The sequence below is a fragment of the Novosphingobium mathurense genome (assembly GCF_900168325.1).
Taxonomy (GTDB): domain Bacteria; phylum Pseudomonadota; class Alphaproteobacteria; order Sphingomonadales; family Sphingomonadaceae; genus Novosphingobium; species Novosphingobium mathurense.
Genome location: NZ_FVZE01000003.1, coordinates 371,059 through 389,152 on the forward strand (window position 1 = coordinate 371,059; position 18,094 = coordinate 389,152).

At 61.9% G+C, this 18,094-nt stretch carries 17 protein-coding genes; 15 read left to right on the top strand and 2 right to left on the bottom strand.

Annotated features, from left to right (window positions below):
• Positions 1 to 26 precede the first annotated feature (26 nt).
• The 11 genes from B5483_RS12690 to B5483_RS12740 all read left to right on the top strand — a co-directional run bounded on the left by B5483_RS12690 (position 27) and on the right by B5483_RS12740 (position 10,523).
• Entirely contained in the window at positions 27 to 1,676 is a 1,650-nt protein-coding gene (locus tag B5483_RS12690; protein WP_079730597.1) for a class I adenylate-forming enzyme family protein, read from the top strand.
• 15 nt (positions 1,677 to 1,691) lie between these two features.
• Positions 1,692 to 2,558, top strand: coding sequence for an amidohydrolase family protein (locus B5483_RS12695; RefSeq protein WP_079730598.1), 867 nt, complete (start codon positions 1,692 to 1,694; stop codon positions 2,556 to 2,558).
• 115 nt (positions 2,559 to 2,673) lie between these two features.
• Positions 2,674 to 3,759: a Rieske 2Fe-2S domain-containing protein gene (locus B5483_RS12700; RefSeq protein ID WP_079730599.1), complete on the top strand. Its 1,086-nt coding sequence runs from the start codon at positions 2,674 to 2,676 to the stop codon at positions 3,757 to 3,759.
• A gap of 12 nt (positions 3,760 to 3,771) precedes the next feature.
• Positions 3,772 to 5,298: an amidase gene (locus B5483_RS12705; RefSeq protein WP_079730600.1), complete on the top strand. Its 1,527-nt coding sequence runs from the start codon at positions 3,772 to 3,774 to the stop codon at positions 5,296 to 5,298.
• 43 nt (positions 5,299 to 5,341) lie between these two features.
• Positions 5,342 to 6,100 carry an SDR family NAD(P)-dependent oxidoreductase gene (locus B5483_RS12710; RefSeq protein ID WP_079730601.1) on the top strand — a complete coding sequence of 253 codons (759 nt, stop codon included), beginning with the start codon at positions 5,342 to 5,344 and terminating at the stop codon, positions 6,098 to 6,100.
• A 26-nt stretch (positions 6,101 to 6,126) separates the two neighbouring features.
• Positions 6,127 to 6,690: an Lrp/AsnC family transcriptional regulator gene (locus B5483_RS12715; RefSeq protein ID WP_245829127.1), complete on the top strand. Its 564-nt coding sequence runs from the start codon at positions 6,127 to 6,129 to the stop codon at positions 6,688 to 6,690.
• Positions 6,687 to 7,163: an Lrp/AsnC family transcriptional regulator gene (locus tag B5483_RS12720; protein ID WP_079730602.1), complete on the top strand. Its 477-nt coding sequence runs from the start codon at positions 6,687 to 6,689 to the stop codon at positions 7,161 to 7,163. Before B5483_RS12715 ends, B5483_RS12720 begins: the two co-directional genes overlap by 4 nt.
• A gap of 317 nt (positions 7,164 to 7,480) precedes the next feature.
• The gene (locus B5483_RS12725; protein WP_079730603.1) at positions 7,481 to 8,539 is read left to right on the top strand and encodes an acyl-CoA dehydrogenase family protein; all 1,059 of its coding nucleotides are present in this window, start codon (positions 7,481 to 7,483) and stop codon (positions 8,537 to 8,539) included.
• Positions 8,536 to 9,714 carry an acyl-CoA dehydrogenase family protein gene (locus B5483_RS12730; protein WP_079730604.1) on the top strand — a complete coding sequence of 393 codons (1,179 nt, stop codon included), beginning with the start codon at positions 8,536 to 8,538 and terminating at the stop codon, positions 9,712 to 9,714. Before B5483_RS12725 ends, B5483_RS12730 begins: the two co-directional genes overlap by 4 nt.
• A gap of 6 nt (positions 9,715 to 9,720) precedes the next feature.
• The gene (locus B5483_RS12735) at positions 9,721 to 10,149 is read left to right on the top strand and encodes a PaaI family thioesterase (RefSeq protein ID WP_079730605.1); all 429 of its coding nucleotides are present in this window, start codon (positions 9,721 to 9,723) and stop codon (positions 10,147 to 10,149) included.
• The gene (locus B5483_RS12740; protein ID WP_054944511.1) at positions 10,146 to 10,523 is read left to right on the top strand and encodes a PaaI family thioesterase; all 378 of its coding nucleotides are present in this window, start codon (positions 10,146 to 10,148) and stop codon (positions 10,521 to 10,523) included. The genes B5483_RS12735 and B5483_RS12740 overlap by 4 nt, the downstream gene beginning before the upstream one ends.
• Before the next feature lie 21 nt (positions 10,524 to 10,544).
• On the opposite strand, the gene B5483_RS12745 is transcribed toward B5483_RS12740, so the two are convergent.
• A complete protein-coding gene (locus B5483_RS12745; protein ID WP_245829130.1) occupies positions 10,545 to 11,696 on the bottom strand; it encodes a sulfotransferase family protein in 1,152 nt (383 codons plus the stop codon).
• Between the two features lie 298 nt (positions 11,697 to 11,994).
• On the opposite strand from B5483_RS12745, the gene B5483_RS12750 reads away from it, so the two are divergent.
• Positions 11,995 to 12,513 (top strand): nuclear transport factor 2 family protein, encoded by a 519-nt coding sequence (locus tag B5483_RS12750; RefSeq protein WP_054944509.1) that lies wholly within the window; start codon positions 11,995 to 11,997, stop codon positions 12,511 to 12,513.
• Here the strand turns inward: B5483_RS12750 and B5483_RS12755 are convergent.
• Positions 12,483 to 13,358 carry a LysR family transcriptional regulator gene (locus B5483_RS12755; RefSeq protein WP_079730721.1) on the bottom strand — a complete coding sequence of 292 codons (876 nt, stop codon included), beginning with the start codon at positions 13,356 to 13,358 and terminating at the stop codon, positions 12,483 to 12,485. The two genes, B5483_RS12750 and B5483_RS12755, sit on opposite strands and share 31 nt — an antisense overlap.
• A gap of 123 nt (positions 13,359 to 13,481) precedes the next feature.
• On the opposite strand from B5483_RS12755, the gene B5483_RS12760 reads away from it, so the two are divergent.
• The 3 genes from B5483_RS12760 to B5483_RS12770 all read left to right on the top strand — a co-directional run bounded on the left by B5483_RS12760 (position 13,482) and on the right by B5483_RS12770 (position 18,086).
• On the top strand, positions 13,482 to 14,561 hold the full coding sequence (locus B5483_RS12760; protein WP_054944569.1) for a 3-ketosteroid-9-alpha-monooxygenase, oxygenase component: 1,080 nt from the start codon (positions 13,482 to 13,484) through the stop codon (positions 14,559 to 14,561).
• Between the two features lie 58 nt (positions 14,562 to 14,619).
• A complete protein-coding gene (locus B5483_RS12765) occupies positions 14,620 to 15,387 on the top strand; it encodes an SDR family NAD(P)-dependent oxidoreductase (protein WP_079730607.1) in 768 nt (255 codons plus the stop codon).
• Positions 15,388 to 15,695: 308 nt separating this feature from the next.
• Positions 15,696 to 18,086 carry a TonB-dependent receptor gene (locus tag B5483_RS12770; protein ID WP_245829133.1) on the top strand — a complete coding sequence of 797 codons (2,391 nt, stop codon included), beginning with the start codon at positions 15,696 to 15,698 and terminating at the stop codon, positions 18,084 to 18,086.
• Positions 18,087 to 18,094 lie beyond the last annotated feature (8 nt).

The following is an 18,094-nucleotide window of genomic DNA, read 5'->3' on the forward strand; positions in this document are numbered from 1 at the left end:
TGCAAAATCTAGGCGGCGATAGCGGCATGACCCGGGGCGATCCGGTATTTGCGGCAGTCACTGCGCCGGGAACGCCGTTCGAGATCGGCGAGACGGACGGCGTGCGCACTTTCGTGAATGCGCCGACCGATCTTGCCCAGCTTGTCGAAAGTGCGCGTCGTTTCGGTGACCGCACGCTCGTGGTCGATTTCGACGGACCGGCCGGTGAACGGCGCCTGAGCTATGACGACGTTTTCGCATGGCGCGACCGGGTCGCCGGGCAGCTTGGTATCTCCAGGGGCGATCGGGTCGCGATCTGCATGCGCAACCGGGCCGAATGGATCGTTGCCTTTCTGGCGGTCATCCAGGCCGGGGGCGTCGCCGCGGTCCTCAACAGCCGCGGTTCGCCTCCTGAGCTGGTTGCGATGATCGAGGACGTCACGCCGGCGCTTGTCCTTGCCGATGCAGAACGTGCGGCCGCAATCCGGGAAGGCGGATACCAGGGCCCCATTCTGGACCTGACGCAGCCGCTGGAAGCGGGAAACAATCGCCCTGTCGAAACGGGTGTGGCCGCTCCTCGCGATCCCTGCGCAATCCTTTTCACCTCAGGCACGACCGGGCGAGTTAAGGGTGCCGTCCTTTCGCACCGCAGTCTCATCACCGGACTTCTCGGAACGCAACTGACCGGCTCGATGGTTCTCCACAACCTTGCGAAGCAGTACGGCGTGCCGGTTGAGACGATCATGCAGCAGGTGCCGAACCAGGCGATCCTGCTCGTCTCTCCGCTGTTCCACATCTCGGGCCTTGGCTCGGGGTTTCTCGCGCCGATGCTGTCGGGCGGCAAGATCGCGATCATGCGCCGTTGGGATGCGGAAGAGGCTGTTCACCTGATCGAGAAGGAGCAGGTGACCCAGCTTTCAACCGTACCCACGATGCTCTGGGACCTCGTAAACCGGGCACAGCTGGCCAATGCCGATCTCGGCTCGCTGCGCAACATCGGTTCGGGCGGGCAAGCACTGCCGCTCAACCTGCTCGAAGAGGTGCACCGCCTCTGCCCCAAGGCCATGCTCGGCGTCGGCTATGGGATGACGGAAACTTCCGGTGCGATCGCTCAGGCGGTAGGGGAAGACTTTCTGCGCGCCCGGGCGTCCGCCGGCCGGGTCCTGCCGCTGGTCGACCTGCAGATCGTGCGGCCTGACGGCAGCTTGTGCGGCAATAACGAAAGCGGGGAAATCATGGTGCGCAGCGCCATGGTGATGAATGGCTACTGGAACCGGCCGGAAGAAACCGCGAAGGCCATAACCGACGAAGGTTGGCTGCACACCGGCGATATCGGCTACCAGGACGAGGACGGTTTCATCTTCATCGTCGACCGGTCGAAGGACATGGTCATTTCCGGTGGTGAAAACATCTACTGCGCCGAAGTGGAACGCGTTCTGAGCGAACTGCCGCAGGTCAGGGAATGCGCGACTTTCGGGATTCCCGATGATCGGCTCGGCGAACTTCTGGTGGCCGTCCTCGATGCCGATGGGATCGATGAAAGGGCCGTCATCGACTGGGTGGGCGAACGTCTGGCGCGATACAAGGCTCCGGCCCGGGTCGCGTTCTCGGGCGGACCGCTACCCCGCAACCATGTTCACAAAATCGACAAGATCGCGCTGCGCGCGGCTTGGCCGCAACTCGCTGCGGCGAACTGAGAGGAGACATATCGCATGGGCATGCCCCGCGACATCAAGATCATCGACTGCATGCTGGGCATTCCGGAGGCGGAGGACCGTTCCGAGTGGTTTGCGCCGTTTCGCCCGCTGATCAAGGATCAGCAGACCCTTTCGCAATTCGCCATGCCTGCGCAGTACATGTTCAAGGACATTCCGCAGACCGGCACTGTCGACGATTTCGTCTCCTGGACCGTCGACCAGATGGACATGTACAACATCGACAAGGCGCTGGTCGGCTGGAACGACAATGCGACGTCCTACCGCGCGAAGGAAATGTTCGGCGACCGGTTCTTCTTCGATCTGCCGATCGATCCCAATCGCGGGATGGAGGAAGTGCGTCGGATCAAGCGGATCCACGCCGAAGTCGGCCTTTCCGCAATCAGCTGTTTCCCGGCGGGCACGCTGCCGCAGGTGGCGATCAACCACAAGTACATGTTCCCGATCTACGCCTGCGCCGAGGAACTGGGCCTGCCGATCCTGCTCAATGCCGGGATTCCCGGTCCGCGCATTCCGATGGAAACGCAGAAAGTCGAACATCTCGACGAGGTGTGCTGGTTCTTCCCGGACCTGAAGGTTGTGATGCGTCACGGCGCCGAGCCGTGGGAAGCGCTGGCCGTCAAACTGATGCTCAAGTGGCCGAACCTCTATTACTCGACCAGCGCATTCGCGCCCAAGCACTATCCGAAGGCGATCATCGATTACGCGAATACACGCGGTGCCGACAAGATCATCTATGCGGGCTACTTCCCGATGGGGCTCAGCCTCGAGCGGATCTTCTCGGACATGCAGAACGTCCCCTTCAAGGACGAGGTATGGCCCAAGTTCCTGCGCGAGAACGCCATGAAGGTCTTCGGGCTCTAGGTCAGAAAGGAGCCGGGAAGTCTGCTCCATTCGAGAACCCCGTCCGGAGGCGGAGACAACCCCCGCCACCGGCTGCCCCCCAAGTTGGGGGAATGCAATTACCAGGAGAGCGGTCATGACTGCGACTGACGATACCCTTACCACCGACGCGCGCACCCCGCCCGTCGCCGTGTGGCAAATTCTTGAAAAACTGCGCGGGCAGGACCTGGTCGACTGGCGGCTGGCCGAAGTGACCGGTCGCGCCTCGGTGGAGGAGCGCAATCTCGACACCGGTATTCCCTTCGGCTGGTATCCGATCGACCTGTCGGCAAATCTGGCGGTCGGCGAAGTGAAGCCGCTGCGCTATTTCGCAAAGGATCTCGCAATGTGGCGCGGCGAGGACGGTGAGGTCCGCATCGTCGATGCCTATTGCAAGCACCTTGGTGCGCACATGGGCCATGGCGGCAAGGTGAACGGCAACCTGCTTGAATGTCCGTTCCATGCCTGGCGCTACGACGGCAGCGAAGGCGTGGTGAAAGACATTCCCTATGCCCGCGCGATCCCCCCGCAAGTGAAGCGCAAGTGCATCCGCACCTGGCATGTGGTCGAGGTGAACCGCTGGATCTGGGCCTGGTACCACCCGCAGGACATCGATCCCTTGTGGGAAGTAGCGGTGCTGCCGGAGGCTACAGATCCGGACTGGACCGAATATGAGATCCATGAATGGAACGTCTGGGGCTCGATCCAAAACATGGCCGAAAACGGCGTCGATTTCGCCCACTTCAAGTACATTCATGGCACCGCCAACGTTCCGGACGGTGAGTTGCGCTGGGGCGAATGGGGCCGCGGAGCGGATGTGAAGGCCAAGATGGGCACGCCGATGGGCGAGGTCGACGGACTGATCAGCTATGACACCATGGGCCCGGGGCAGAGCTGGACGCGCTTTACCGGGATCTCCGAGACACTGCTGGTGGCTTGCCTTACCCCCGTCGATCAGGACCATGTCCATGCGCGGTTCTGCTTCACCCAGCCCAAGGCGCAGGCGGAAGGCCCGATGGGACGGCTTGCCAAGGGGCTGATCCGTGACATCTGCAAGCAGTTTGATCAGGACAAGGTAGTCTGGGACCGCCAGAAATTCGAACCGAACCCAATCATCTGCGATGGGGATGGTCCGATCCCCCAGTTCCGCAAGTTCTATTCGCGTTTCTACGCGCAGGATTGAGGAAGGCAGGTCATGTCAGGAAAGAGGTCAGGCGTGACGCGCCGTGAGATGGTTTCGGGTGCGGTGGCTTTCGCGGGGATGGCCGCCGCACCCGGCCTTGCCGCGGCGAAGCAGGCGAGCAGCCCGCTCGATACGCATGATGCGATGGGACTGGCGCAACTGGTGCGCGATCGTCAGGTTTCGCCTGCCGAATTGCTCGATGCGGCGATCGGGAAGGCTGAAGCGCTCAACCCGCGCTTCAACTTCATGGCGCAGAAGCATTACGACTATGGCCGTGCGGCCATCGCGAACGGCCTTCCCGAAGGTCCGTTTCGCGGTGTCCCGTGGTTGCTCAAGGACCTCAACACCTACATCGCCGGCCTCAAGACCGAAAACGGCAGCCGCTTCTTTCGCGGCTATCGGCCCGAAGTAACCTCCGAACTGGTGCGGCGCATCGAGAAGTCAGGCTTCGTCATATTCGGCAAGACCTGCGTGCCGGAACTGGGCCTGACCGGCACGACCGAAAACAAGATCACCGGCGATACGCGTAATCCCTGGAACCCGGCGCATATTGCTGGAGGTTCCTCGGGCGGCGCGGCAGCGGCAGTGGCGGCGGGGGTACTGCCTGCCGCGCATGCAACCGACGGCGGCGGCTCGATCCGCATTCCGGCATCGTGTTGCGGCCTCTTCGGGCTCAAGCCCAGTCGCGGCCGTGTGCCGATGGGCCCGCCGCGTACGGAAGGATGGGGCGGGCTCTCTGTTCATCATGCCGTGACGCGCAGCGTGCGCGATTCCGCGGCCATCCTCGATGCGACGCAGGGGCCGGAGCCGGGCAGCCGCTATGCCGCGCCGACCCCTTGTGAAAGTTTCCTGTCGCAAGTCGGCAAGGCACCGGGCAAGCTGCGCATCGCCCTCATGCTCGATGCGCCTGCGGGCTCGCCGGTCGATCCCGAATGCGTCGAGGCGGCGCGCAAGGCAGCGCACTTGTGCGAAAGCCTTGGCCATCGCGTCGAGGAAGCCGCGCCCAAGCTGGACATGGCCGCGATCGGTGCAGCGACCTTCGTCCTGATCGCTTCCAACGTGGCAGCCGACATGCTCGATCGTTCGAAGGTGACAGGGATCACGATTGGCCCGGAGGTACTCGAGCCGATCACGCTGGGTTTCGTCGCCTATGGACAGAAGACCACGGGGATGGACTTCGCGCGCGCCAACAATACGCTTCAGTCCGCGGCGCTGACGATGGCCCGGTTCATGGCCGATTACGATGTCATCCTGTCCCCGACTGTGGCTGCGCCGCCTTTGCCCCTGGGCCGGATCAACCTGTCGCCCAATGTCGGCTTCGAGCAGTGGGGCGCGCGGGCGGGCGGCTTTTCGCCCTTCACGCAGATCGAGAACCTGACCGGGCAGCCGGCGATGTCGGTGCCGCTGGCCATGTCCGCAACGGGGCTGCCGATCGGCGTCATGTTCGTGGGTCGCTACGGCGACGAGGCAACCCTGTTCCGGCTTGGCGGGCAGCTCGAAGCCGCAGCCCCCTGGAAGGACAGACGTCCGCACATCTGATGCGGTGGCCTGTAAAGATGAAGCGAAATCAGGAGAGAATGTGATGCGAGGACTGGCTGGCAAGACGGGGATCGTCGCTGGAGGCGGGCGCGGTATCGGCGCTGCGACCGCGTGGCGTCTCGCCGCCGAGGGCGCTGCCGTCGTGATCGGCGATATCGTCGAGGAATGGGCCATCGAAACCGCGCGCGCCATTCGCGAGGAGGGTGGCAAGACAATCGGCGTGCGTCTGGACGGGACCAGTGCTGTGTCGCAGGCTGATATCGTCGGCGCGGCGCTGTCCGAGTTCGGTGGGCTCGATTTCTACCATTCCAATCTCGCGGGCGGGACCGAGGGTGACATCGACATCCTCAACTGCAGTGAGGAAGTGCTCGACCGCTCCTTCGCGATCAACGCCAAGAGCCATTTCCTGGCGACGCAGGCCGCCTTGCCGGTACTGCTGGAGCGCGGCGGCGGGACGATGATCTATACCTCGTCGGGCGCCGCGATCTCGGGCAATCCGCTGCAGGTCGCCTATCCGATGACGAAGAACGCGCTTCATGCACTGGTCCGGCACGTTGCGCGAAAGTTCGGCAAGCAGGGCATTCGCGCCAATGGGATCTGCCCGGGCGTCGTGATGACGGAAGCCGTGGCGCAGCATCTCACCGACGAATACGTGTCCTCGATGCTGGAGGCGATCCCGCATCGCCGGCTCGGCCAGCCCGATGATATTGCCGGGGCCGTTGCGTTCCTGGCCTCCGACGACGGCGAGTGGGTCAACGGCCAGCTTTGGCATGTGAATGGAGGGTCGCTGCTGCGCGACTGATGTCGTCCGGTGGTTTGGGGATTTGCATGGCAGCGGAGTTGCTTAGGATTCGACGAGCCCGACCATTGCTGGCAATAGAAGGCGCGCAACAGGCAGCAGCTGGAAGGGATCAGAGCAAGAGCATGGACGATCTGTCGGATTTCGACGAGACGGACCTGAGGATTGTCGAGCAGTTGCGGCGCAATGGGCGCGCTACCCACCAGCAAATCGCGAAGGCGCTCAATCTTGTACCTACGACGGTTTCAGCGCGCATCCGCCGCATGGAGGAATCGGGCACCCTGCGGGTCGTGGCCGTCTCCGATTTCGCGGTCCACGGCTATCATGTCCTCATCCATATCGGCGTTGAGGTGAGCGGCAGGTCTCCGGCCGATGTGGCCGAAGACCTGGCGCAATTCCAGGAAGTCTTCGCTGCCTACCTCGTCACCGGCCGATATGAAGTGAGCATTCTCCTCGCATTGCCGAACATCGAAGATCTGTCGCAGTTCATTGCGAAGAAGTTCTCCAAGGTGGAGGGCATCCGTTCGATCACCCAGTCGATTGGTCTGGATATCATCAAGTACGGGCTCGACGGCAGGGAGGGCGCGCAGTGAGCTGGCCGGACCTGGACGATCTGGATCACCAGATCATCGCCATCCTTTCGCAGGACGCACGCGTTTCCAATCGCAAGATCGCGACGGATCTGGGTGTTAACGAGGGAACGATACGCGGGCGCCTCAAGCGATTGCAGCAGGACGGCCTGATTGCCTTCACCGCACTGACCAGCCGCCGCCTCGATCGCGGCAGCAACATGGCTTTCGTCGCCGTTCAGGCCGACATGCAGCACTTCCGCCAGATCGCGCGCGAACTGAAGCGTATTCCGACGATCCACTCGATCATGACGATGTTGGGCCCCTTCAACATCATGACGACCTGCGTCTACCGCGAGATCGAGGACCTGCATGCCGTTACGGTTGCGCAAATTCTTGCCGTGAAGGGCGTCTATCACGTGGAGACCTCCATCGCGGTGAAGACGGTCAAGTTCACAAACGGTGTTGTCAGCGTGAGCGCCGCGAACAGCGGCTGAGGCGTAATCCAGAAATAATTCGGGACGCAGGCTCGCCTCGCGATCGATCGGGATCGCGGGGCCAAAGCCCCTTGCACAATTCCTGCAATCATTAATGCGGATATTATGATATATAAAAATCCGCAAATTGAAGCTTGATACGCAACTAATATCGATATAGCGTGAAAATGATTAAGGCATTATGCCGCATTATGGCGAGAGTCTCCTGCGACGCACTATCGGGTCTCAAGACCTACTACAGGCGTTGGGTGGTGGGGCCGCATGGCCCGAGAAAGCCGGGGGCAAGATCGCCGAGAGGATCGTGAAGGCATTCAGCAATGGAATTTGCATTTTCAGACGAACAGCAGATGATCGCGGAGACGGCGCAGGCTTTCTTCACGCAAAACGCCACCAGCACTCGGACCCGCGCGGCGATGGCGGGGGACGGCATCGACCGCGATCTATGGCGCTACTTCTGTCAGGATCTGGGCTTCGCCGGGATCGCCATTGGCGAAGACCTTGGCGGGGCGGGGCTCGGGCTTGTTGAGCTTGCCATCATCGCCGAAGCAGCCGGAGCGCAAGTGGCGGCCTTGCCGATGCTGGGGAGCCTGCTGCAGGTAGCTCCGGCAATTGCCGCTGGCGGTAGCGATGCGCAGCAGGCTGAGTGGCTTCCTGCGCTTCTTTCTGGAGAGACCATCGCCGCCTATGTCGAGGTCTCGGACCTTCGCGTTGAAGGGCAGTTGCTGACCGGAACCTCGCGTTTCGTCACGCACGGCGCGGCGGCGGACTTGCTTTTGGTGACGAATGGCGAAGGCGCCTGGCTGGTTCGCGCAGATACACCCGGCGTCACGGTGACCACCCAGACCAGTCTCGACCAGACCCGTCCTTTCGCCCGCGTCGAACTGGATCAGGTCGCGGCGGAAGCGCTCGCCGATCCTGCTGGGGGGCTCGCCTGCGCTTATCGCACTGCGCTCGTCGGCATTGCCGCCGAGGCCCTGGGCGGGGCGCAGTCATGCCTCGACAGGACAGTCGACTATTCGAAGGAGCGTATCCAGTTCGGCCGCCCTATCGGTTCGTTTCAAGCCTACAAGCATCGCCTTGCGGACATGATGATCGAGATCGAGCAGGCCCGGTCGGCAGTATATTGGGCGGCCTGCGCGCTGGACGAGGAGGCCCCGGATGCACCGCTCGCACTGCACGCGGCCAAGTCCTTTGCGACCGATACCTATTTCCGCTGCGCCGGGGACATGATCCAGCTTCACGGCGGTATCGGTTTTACCTGGGAGCATGATGCGCACCTGTTCTTCAAGCGCGCCCGCTCGCTTCAGACCATGCTCGGAAACGGCGATTGGCACCGCGAAAGAATTGCCTCGATGATCTTGGGAGAAGCGGCATGAAGCTGGGATTTTCGCGCGAAGACGAGCTTTTCCGCCAGGAATGCGCTGACTGGCTCAATGGCCAGATGGCCGGTGAGTTTCGCGACATCAAAGGCGTCACCAAGCTGACCGGCAGTCCGCAGCGGCGCAAGGAATGGGAGCAGCAGCTTGCCGCCCACCGCTGGTCGTGCATCGGCTGGCCGGAGCAATGGGGTGGTCGCAACGCCACCTTGTCGCAGCAGGTGATCTTTGCCGAGGAATATGCGCGTGCGGGCGTACCCGGCCGGGTCAATCACATCGGCATCGAACTTGCCGGGCCGACGATCCTGACCTTCGGCACCGAGGAACAGAAGCAACGCTTCCTTCCGGACATCGCCGCGGGCAAGACGATCTTCTGTCAGGGGTTCTCGGAGCCCAATGCCGGCTCCGATCTCGCCGGAGTGCGCACAAAGGCGCGGCTCGAGGACGGCGAATGGGTCGTCAACGGCCAGAAGATCTGGACCAGCCTAGCCCACATTTCCGACTGGATCTTCGTCGTCACGCGGACCGAGGAAGGGTCGCAAGGACCCAAGGGCCTCAGCTTCCTGATGATGCCGATCGATCAACCGGGCATCGAGATCCGGGGTATCCGCCAGATCAATGGCGATGCCGAATTCAACGAGACCTTCTTCACCGATGCGCGCTGCCCGGCCGATAGCCTGATCGGCGCCGTTGGCGATGGCTGGAAGATCGCGATGGGCCTGCTCGCCTTCGAGCGCGGCGTCTCCACCCTCGGGCAGCAGATGGGCTTTCGCAATGAGCTGGACGAGATCATTGCCGCGGCCAAGGCCAACGGCGCGGCCCAGAACCCGTTGATCCGCCAGCGCATTGCCCGGGCGGAAATCGGGCTACGCCTGATGCGCTACGGGGCTTTGCGCATGCTATCGCAGACAGACAATTCACGCATGGACGGCGCGGCGCTGACCTACAAGATCCAGTGGGCGACCTGGCGACGCAGTCTGGGGGAACTGGCCATGGACGTGCTGGGCCAGGAGGGCGAGATCAGCCCCTATTCGGAATACGAATGGGATACACTGCCCAATCTCTTCCTGTTCTCCCGCGCGGATACGATTTACGGCGGCACCAACCAGATCCAGCGCAATCTCATCGCGGAGCGGGGCCTTGGCCTGCCGCGCGAGCCGCGCTGGACGTCGTAACGGCAGATGGACCAGGAAGAAGACGCCTTCGAACGGCTCAAGGGCATCGCTCCGCGGGGGCACCATGCCTTGCTTGGCATCTTCAATGTCGATGACGGGCCGGACTGGGCCGAGCTCGCCTGCCCCTTCTCGCCGGACTTCCTGATGGACGCAGGGGCAGGGCTCGTCTCGTCCGGGCCGGTCGTTTCGCTGATCGATGCCGCCGCTGGTGCCGCCATCATTGCTCGGACACGGCAATGGCGGGCAATGGCAACGCTCGACCTGCGCGTGGATTACCTGCGTTCGGCCAGCGCGGGACGCACGCTTTATGCGCGTGCGACCTGCTACCACGTGACGCGCAAGGTCGCTTTCACCCGTTGCAATGTCCACGAGGGCCAAGGCGCCGATCCGCTTGCCTTTGCGACTGCCAGCTTTTTCTTCACGGGTGCCTCATGATCTCCGCCACGCCTTATGCGCAGTTGCTTGGCATTGGCGACTGGATGGACAGCGACGGAAGCACGGGGTTGGTCCTGAGGGCATCTTCCCAGCTAGAAGGTCGTGAGGGATTCCTTTATGGCGGGGTCATCGCCAGTCTGCTTGAACTGGCCTGTCTCGAGGCCGTGTCGCGCGAACTCGACGATCCGGGGCGGCGACCCAAGCCGATCAACATGACCTATGACTTTCTGCGCGGCGGGCGGATGGTAGACTGCTATGCCAAGGCGCGCGTCGTGCGCATCGGCAAACGCGTCGTGAATGCCGATGCCACCTGCTGGCAGTCCGATGCGCAGGTACCAATCGCCACGGGACGGATGCACCTGCTGCTCGCCTGACCGGTCCGCGTTGAAATTCTGTCAGTCTTTGGCCGTTTCAACGAAGCGTTTCCGGTAGGCATCGAAAGCGCGCCGCACGTCTTCCTCGTCGAGGCCGAACCGGGCCAGAGAGTAGTCATGCATCGGGCGTTGCTCGCGCTTGTTGCCGGCCATGAATTCGCTGAGCGCTGCGTCCATTGTTGCGTCGACCGGGACGCCGATCCTCTCGAGTACGCGGTGTGCCTGTTCGAGAGGCTGGCGCACTACCAGGCGATAGTCGATGTCGATGAAGCGCTCTTCGCCGATCCGCGCGCGCGCCTGTTCGAAACGCCGCATCCATTCGACGAGGCGGGGAAACCAGAAGGCGCCGACTTCCTTATCGGTGAGCGTGCTGGAAAGCTTGTAGAGCGCGGCCTCCATGCTGACATAGCTGGGTACGATGTCCACGGGATCGCGATGGGTCATGACCAGCAAGGCATCGGGAAAGGCGTTTGCGGCCAGCTCGGCGTAAGGCAGATTGGATGGGCTCTTGAGGATCCACTTCGCGCCGCGTCGTTCGGGTGCTTGCCATTGCAGGTACTTGAGGATCGTCTTGAGGTCCTCGTGCCCGCGCGACTGGTCGTAATTGTCCAGCCAGTTCGAGAAGGAGGGTACGAAGCTCATGCCCTCGATCATGGTCGAGACGAACATCTGGCCGAGGATCAGGATCTCCTCGTCCGGTGCGTCGGGTTCCAGTGGATGGATCGAGGCGAGTTCGGGTGCCGCCTCGAGCCAGCCATCGATCATCGCCTGGGCATAGGCACGGCGCTCGTGCGGTTGTCCGCGTTTCTCGCCCGGGAAGGGTGCGAAGTTCTGCGCTTCGAACCAGCGGATTGCCGTCATGCCCGGCGCGCTGGCGAGCAGGCGTTGGAAGATCGTGCTGCCCGTGCGCGGAAGCCCAAGTATGATGGCCGCGACTTCGACCGTCTCCCCGAGGATTTCCGGATGGCGTTTGATGTCCTCAACCATGCGCAGGCGGCTGGCAAGGCCCTTGACGATGACTTCTGTCTGCGCGGCAATCCCCGCGGCGGTCAGACGTGCCTCGGTATTGGCCGCCGCGATATAGCGGTCCATGGGTTCGATGAACCACGTGTCGCCGAAATCGGACAGACCGGTCCGTTCGCGGGCGGCGGCAAGCAAGGAGTCCCTGTCCAAACAGGGGGTTTGTGCGGGAGATTGCTCAAGCCGTTCGATTGCCTTTGTCATTGTTCTGAACTCTCCCGTAAGGCCAGCAATGCTGGCGCATCACGCTCTGCCATCGTGGTGGCAGGGCATGCTCTCACGCAGCGTGATGGCAGATGTCCGCATTGAAGGTCAACATGAAACGTGCTTATCAAATACGCATCAGTTGGGTAAATAGAAGATATATGCGTTATATGCGAAATGATTACAGGGATTTTATCTGAAATGAAGTGTTCGTCAATTCGGTGCTGCGGCCAAGGAGAAACAGGCAATGAACCCCCAAGACCTGCTCGCACGGATCGAGCTGCATGATCTCGTCATGCGCTATTGTCGCGGTTGTGACAGGCGCGATTTCGCCCTAGTTCGATCGCTGTACCATGACGATGCAACCGACGATCATGGTTCCATGTTTCGTGGCCCCCCCGATGCCTTCGTTGCGTGGTTGCCGCAGGCCATGGCGCCTTGGGAACTGACGATCCATACCATCGGCAACAGCCTCTTCGCGATCGATGGCGAACGCGCCGAGGGAGAGCATCATGTTCGGGCGTACCATCGCACGTTTCCTCCCGAGCGCCGTGAGCTGATCGTTCATGGCCGCTATCTCGACCGCTACGAACGTCGTGACGGAATCTGGAAGTTCGCGCACCGCTCGCTCGTATTCGACCACGGGGAAGTGCGTGCGGTCGATGAAGAAGGCATGGCGCTGCTCGGCACAGAAGCGGCACACGGCACTTGCGGTCGCGACGATCCCTCGTGGGGTTACGAACTGCTCTCGCGTTGCGGTGACTGAGCGGTCAATCGCGCGCCAAGCCTGTCCTGCAGGAAGGCGATGAGGCCCCGCAAGGCCGGACTGGGTGGGGCCTTGGCGCGGTGTACCAACCAGAGAGGATAATCGTCCTTGGGATCGGGTTCCTCGAGACGTTCCAGTGACGTTTCCGCGTCGGCGGCAAAGCACCACAACTTCGCGGAACCGAAGCCGGAAAGGACGGCTTGTTTCATCTGCGGCCAGGAATTGAATGTCATGAGGCCCCGGGCCTCTGCCTCGACGCCCGAAGGGTTCGCGGCGATCCATTGGCCCGGGAGCAGGGCATCGACTTCATGACCCCAGCCCAACGCCTGCAGGCGCTTGCCGCCGCGCAGGGCATAGCGCGCCTGTGAGAGCGTAGCGATTTCCACGCCGGCAACGCGGCGGGGAGGCTTGCGAAGGATTGCAAGGCCGAGGTCCGCCCGGCGATGGGTCACCGCATCGACCGGGTCCAGTTCTCCCAGCACTTCGATCGCGATCCCGGGCATTTCCTCACCGAAGGCGAGGAGGTCGGGCACGAATTCCGAGACGATTCCCGCGCTTCCGGCGATGCGGACCAATCCGCCGTTCTGCGCTTCCGGGCAGAGCCTTTCTCGCATGGCATCGACTTCGGTCTCGATCCGCCCCGCTGCTTCGAGCAGATATGCCCCTTGCGGCGTGGGTTCGGGGCCTGTGGGAGTGTATCGAAACAGAGGCACGCCAAGCGTTTCCTCAAGCGCCTCGATGCGCCTGCCGACAGTCGTGCGATTGACGCCCAAACGCCGTCCGGCTGCCGTGTAGGAACCTGCCCGTACCGCCGCGAGGTAATAACGTAGATCGTCCCATTGCATGATCCGTGCATAATTGCACAAGAGGTGTGCATCGCAAAGACACTTCGCATTCGGGGTCTGTTTCCGGTAAACGGTTCTCAAATGCGCCGCACAAGCACGGCGCTGCTACAGGAGTTGATGCAGATGGCTACCACCAGCGAGTACGGCCTCGGCGAGTTCGCTTTTGCACGGGGCTGGTTCATGATCGGCGAGGCGCAGGAGGCGACGAAGATCCCGGCCCCGATCCGCTATTTCGGTAAGGACCTGGTCCTCTATCGCGGCGAGTCCGGCCAGCCCTACGTGGTGGACGCCTATTGTCCGCACATGGGCGCACACCTGGCCAGGAACACGACGAGCTACATCGTCCGCGATGGCGAACATGTTCAGGGCGAATCGATCCGCTGCCCGTTCCATGGCTGGGCTTTCGGTCCCGATGGCCAGTGCAAGCACATCCCCTACTCCGACTTCATCCCCAAGGCGGCCAAGCTGCGGACCTATCCGGTCGTGGAGAAGGCCGGAATCCTATGGATGTGGCACGATCCCGAAGGACTTGAGCCGGACGTCGAACTTCCCGACTTCGGGGGGCATTACGGAGAATCGGGCTGGGTCGAATGGAAGATCGACTACATGGGCGATCTTGACGTCCACGGCATCGAGATCGTCGACAATATGGCCGATTTCGGACATTTCATCCCGATCCACGGCGCCAAGGACTGGCAGTACTTTGCCAACGAGTTCAAGGGACATGTCGTTCACCAGTACTACAGTGCAGGACACCGCACGCTGACCGCTGCAGACGAGGACCAGCTCGTGCTCGATACTTGGTACGAAGGGCCGGGCTTCCTCCAATCTGAAATGGCGGGCGCCTATGACAGTTTCATCATGATCGCGAACACGCCGATCGAGGATGGCAAGACGCGCTCGTGGCATGCCCTGATGGTCAAGGTGCATGACGGTTCGCGCGCGACGACCGAAGAGGACCGGGCGATCGCCTTCGAATACCAGGAAGGCAGCCGACTTGCCTTTGCGCAGGATGTCGAGATCTGGGCGAACAAACGCGCGTGCCTCAATCCGCTCGCCATTCCCAACGATGGGCCCTATGGCAAGGTGCGCAGCTGGTACAAGCAGTTCTACAATTCGCGCGACAAGGCAGCCGAGATCCAGAAGCGCGTTAACGGGCTGGTCGTTACGCTCGACAAGCGTCCCGGCAACAAAGCGGCCTGACCACCGGTCCTTACCGGGCAGGCGGTCACGACAACTAGCGACATTCGGGAGAAGAGACTTGGCAACATTTCCCAGCGGCTGCGCCCTGTTGTTCGGCGGCAACGGCGGCATCGGCCGCGGTGTGGCCAGGACATTTGCCGATAGCGGCAGCGACATCGCGGTGGTCTATCGTTCGAAGCCGGATGTGGCCGAAGAAGTAGCGCATTACGCCAGGAGCAAGGGCGTGGCCGCCAGTGTCCATGCTGCCGACGTGACCGATCCCGAACAGGTGGCGGCCGCTGTCGAGGGAGCAGTTGCCGCACACGGCAGGATACACACCGTCGTATGGGGCGCCGGACCTCTGGTAAACCAGCGTTACCTGGCTGAGACGCCCATGGCCGAATGGCGCCACGCTTTCGATGTCGAAGTGCATGGCTTCTTCGCAGCGGCACGTTCGATCATCCCGCACATGCGTGAGCAGGGGGGCGGCAGTTTCGTGACACTCGGCTCTGCGGGGCATGACTGGTGGCCTGCGCGCGATGGCATGTCCGTTGCGGTCAAGGCGGCCAATGAGCAACTGGTCAAGGGCATCGCCAAGGAAGAAGGCAAGCACAATATCCGTGCCAATTCCGTTCTGGTCGGTGTCATCGATGCGGGCCAGTTGCATGAACTCACGAGGCAGGGGCAGTTCGACGAGGCTTGGGTTGCCGAGACTCACAAGCTGTTGTGCCTTGCGCGATGGGGGACCGCCGAGGAGATCGGCCATGCCTGTGTTTACTTCGCTTCGAACGAAGGAGCGTACACGACCGGGCAATCGATCTCGGTGTCCGGCGGTTTCGGCGTTTGATCGAGGGCTGATCCACCCGGTGATCGGGTGGATCTTTCATTCTCGGAAATGATGGCAGGGTTGCGGCCCGGTTCCGGTGGCGGGGCCGGGCCTTCTTGCTGTCCGGAGAGATCGGCATGGGAATTCCGGCCTGCATGAGCGTCATCGGAAGGGCATGGAACACAATCGGCCGAATGAACGCAATCGGACGCGAAATGACGCCTGATTCGTCATATGCGTTATAAATCGAGTCAATCTATACGAACTATGATAAGGATTCGTCGATAACGCCCCGAAACAAGGGTATGAAAAGGGAGATCTTCTACGCCATGAAATCCACAATGCTCGCCGGTACCGCCGGCCTGGTCTTGATGACATTTTCGGGCAGCGCAGTTGCGCAGGAAAATGATTCTGCACAGGACGCCGCCAACCAGCCTGCAGGTGGGCTCAACACGATCGTTGTTACCGCACGCCGCTCGGCAGAGACCTTGCAGGACGTGCCCGTGGCCGTGACTGCACTCAGCGGCGATTTCATCGATCGCCAGAACATCTCGGAGCCCACCGACGTCCCCCAATTCGCGCCGAACCTGACGGTCGAGCAGCAGCCTTCAAGCCTTTCGGCTGCGACGATCTATATCCGCGGGATCGGTAATCAGGAGCCGTCAGCGGTCTCTGAACAGGGCGTGGGTATCTATCTCGATGGCGTCTATCTTGCGCGCTCCGCGGGTGCGGTGTTCGACCTGATCGATCTTGAACGTATCGAGGTTCTGCGCGGACCGCAGGGAACCCTGTTCGGTCGCAATACGATCGGCGGTGCATTGCAGTTCATTTCGAAGAAGCCGGCCGATTCCATGGGTGTGACAGCCAAGGCGGGCTACGGTCGGTTCAACGAATGGTACGTGAAAGGTCGCCTCGATACCGGCTATATCGTTGGCGACTCGATCAAGGCTTCGATCTCGGCGCAGCACCGCGAAGGCGACGGTTACGTCAACAATACCCTGGTGAGCAGCGCGAAGGATCCCGGTGCGCTGAAAGCGAACTCGGTGGCCGTGGGGATCGAGGGCGACTTCGGCGATCTGACAATCAATTACAATTTCGATTGGGACAAGCGCGACGGTACGCCCGGCTTCTTCCAGATCGTTGCAACCACGCCGCTTTTTGCCGACTACTTCTCGCAGTCGGCCAGCTACGGAGGTGCGCCATTCCTTTCCAGTCCGGTGCGGCAGGGCACGGTGCAGCAGGCGGGGTTTATCGACCGGAGCGGCGACTACCGCTACACCAGCAAGACCAAGGTGCAGGGGCACGCGCTGACGATCACCTATGATCCGATGCCCGAGCTGACGATCAAGTCGATTACCGGCTATCGCAAGTTCTTCCAGGACACGATCCTCAACCTGTCGGGCAATGGCGAACTGCTCGGACAGGTCGTTGATTTCAGCTCGCCGACGCTCGTCTCGGTCCAGCCGATCTCGCCCTACACCGGCAACAACGCGCCGCAAAAGCAGTGGCAGATCAGCCAGGAACTGCAGTTCCTCGGGAAATCCGGCGATTTCAGCTACCTGGTCGGCACCTACATCTTTCATGAGAAGGCATCCGAGTACAATCGCCAGGCGCTCACAATCGTCACGCCCGTGGCTGGCCTGCCGTTCCTGGGTTTCCCGCAGAGCGTTGCCGACGGCATCGCGGCGCTCAATCCGGGGCTTGAGACTGTCGGCGTCAACGCCGCGCCGGTTCAGGCATTCGGCGGCAAGTCTGATTCCATCGCGGTATTCGGGCAGCTGACCTGGAAGCCGGCCGCGCTCAACGATCGACTCGAAGTTACAGGCGGCCTGCGCTACACGGCAGACGACAAGCAGGTGTACCTTGCCGGCGACGTCAATCCGGTTCAGCGCGGCCGCGTGAGCTACGACAATGTCTCGTGGCTGGCCTCGCTGTCCTACGAAGTGTTCGATGACGTGATGGTCTACGGCCGCGTATCGACCGGTTATCGGTCGGGGGGCATCAATCCGCGCACGAATATCGTCAATACTTTCGCGCCGGAGAAGGCCACGGCCTATGAAGTCGGCCTCAAGTCGGAAATGCTCAACCACCGGCTTCGCCTCAACCTTGCCGGCTATGTAACCGACTACAACGATCTGCAGGTGCAGCAGTTTGCAGCGGGCACGGGCGGTGCCACTTCGCTGATCGTCAATGCGGGCAAGGTGCGCCTGTCCGGCTTCGAGGCGGAATTGACGGCACTGCCGTTCACCGGGTTCCAGATCGACGCCTCGGTGGGTTACGTCAATACCAACTACAAGACCTTCCTGTTCCGTGACCCCGGCACAAACACGGTGATCGACGTCGCGGATCAGGCGCGTCCGCTCTATACGCCGAAGTGGAGCACGCATATCGGTGCCGAGTACTCGGTTCCGGTGGGCGATGCGCTGGTGCGGCTGCGGGGCGACTATTCTTACCGGGGCAAGTTCTACTTCAACGCGCTCGACAATACCGCGCCGTTCAATGAACAGATCGTCTCGCCTTCCAGCGACAAGGTGAAGGCACGCCTGTCGGTCGAAGACATCAAGCTGGGTGCGGGCAAGCTGGATCTGGGCATCTGGGGAGACAACCTGCTGAACCAGAAGCGCCTCGCCTCTGCGATCGATTTCGGTGCGCTCGGCTTTGCCGGGGCCATGTTCCAGAAGCCGATTTCCTATGGCGTGGATGCGCGCATCACTTTCTGACTTGGCGC

What these genes read in the sequence shown, in the direction of transcription:
- B5483_RS12690 (WP_079730597.1), top strand. Translation starts at nt 27, where the DNA reads ATGACCCGGGGCGATCCGGTATTTGCGGCAGTCACTGCGCCGGGAACG.
- B5483_RS12695 (WP_079730598.1), top strand. Translation starts at nt 1,692, where the DNA reads ATGGGCATGCCCCGCGACATCAAGATCATCGACTGCATGCTGGGCATT.
- B5483_RS12700 (WP_079730599.1), top strand. Translation starts at nt 2,674, where the DNA reads ATGACTGCGACTGACGATACCCTTACCACCGACGCGCGCACCCCGCCC.
- B5483_RS12705 (WP_079730600.1), top strand. Translation starts at nt 3,772, where the DNA reads ATGTCAGGAAAGAGGTCAGGCGTGACGCGCCGTGAGATGGTTTCGGGT.
- B5483_RS12710 (WP_079730601.1), top strand. Translation starts at nt 5,342, where the DNA reads ATGCGAGGACTGGCTGGCAAGACGGGGATCGTCGCTGGAGGCGGGCGC.
- B5483_RS12715 (WP_245829127.1), top strand. Translation starts at nt 6,127, where the DNA reads ATGGCAGCGGAGTTGCTTAGGATTCGACGAGCCCGACCATTGCTGGCA.
- B5483_RS12725 (WP_079730603.1), top strand. Translation starts at nt 7,481, where the DNA reads ATGGAATTTGCATTTTCAGACGAACAGCAGATGATCGCGGAGACGGCG.
- B5483_RS12730 (WP_079730604.1), top strand. Translation starts at nt 8,536, where the DNA reads ATGAAGCTGGGATTTTCGCGCGAAGACGAGCTTTTCCGCCAGGAATGC.
- B5483_RS12735 (WP_079730605.1), top strand. Translation starts at nt 9,721, where the DNA reads ATGGACCAGGAAGAAGACGCCTTCGAACGGCTCAAGGGCATCGCTCCG.
- B5483_RS12740 (WP_054944511.1), top strand. Translation starts at nt 10,146, where the DNA reads ATGATCTCCGCCACGCCTTATGCGCAGTTGCTTGGCATTGGCGACTGG.
- B5483_RS12750 (WP_054944509.1), top strand. Translation starts at nt 11,995, where the DNA reads ATGAACCCCCAAGACCTGCTCGCACGGATCGAGCTGCATGATCTCGTC.
- B5483_RS12755 (WP_079730721.1), bottom strand. Translation starts at nt 13,358, where the DNA reads ATGCAATGGGACGATCTACGTTATTACCTCGCGGCGGTACGGGCAGGT.
- B5483_RS12760 (WP_054944569.1), top strand. Translation starts at nt 13,482, where the DNA reads ATGGCTACCACCAGCGAGTACGGCCTCGGCGAGTTCGCTTTTGCACGG.
- B5483_RS12770 (WP_245829133.1), top strand. Translation starts at nt 15,696, where the DNA reads ATGAAATCCACAATGCTCGCCGGTACCGCCGGCCTGGTCTTGATGACA.